The sequence below is a fragment of the Microbispora bryophytorum genome (assembly GCF_006874465.1).
GTDB classification, from domain to species: domain Bacteria; phylum Actinomycetota; class Actinomycetes; order Streptosporangiales; family Streptosporangiaceae; genus Microbispora; species Microbispora bryophytorum.
The window spans coordinates 1-532 of the sequence record NZ_VIRL01000088.1 but is presented as its reverse complement, the minus strand read 5'-3'; the positions used below and the strand labels follow the sequence as shown (position 1 = coordinate 532).

Annotated in this window: 1 rRNA gene; it reads right to left on the bottom strand. The window is 60.2% G+C overall.

The window, feature by feature from the left end:
* Positions 1-467 precede the first annotated feature (467 nt).
* A 16S ribosomal RNA gene (locus tag FLX07_RS35960) occupies positions 468-532 on the bottom strand; the annotation flags it as partial.

The window sequence follows — 532 nt, the reverse complement described above, 5'->3', positions numbered from 1 at the left end:
GCTCCTGATGCCAAGGCATCCACCGTGTGCCCTAAATAACTTGGCCACAAAGATGCTCGCGTCCACTATGCAATTCACAAACAACAACCAGACAACCAGCCCACCCCACCACCAAACACCCGAACCCCACCCCCCACGAGGGAGAGCAGCAGCCCCGGCCGGTATGACAGGAGACCAGCCCTGGAGAAAACAAACCACCCAACACCACCAACGGTGCTGAGTATCCGGTCCGTTCCCTCAGGACCCAACAGTGTGCCCGAGCCGACCAACCCCACCGCCGGATTTCCCACTCCACCCGAAGGCGACGGTACTCACCAGACGACCAGAACCGGCCGACCCGAATAACCAGTGCTCCACTAATGAGCACGCCACGCACCAGACACTCGCTGATGACCGCGACGATGGACCAACCCCACACCCACCACCAAACAGTGGTGAGCCAACAGGGCCGGCCGAATGCTCCTTAGAAAGGAGGTGATCCAGCCGCACCTTCCGGTACGGCTACCTTGTTACGACTTCGTCCCAATCGCCA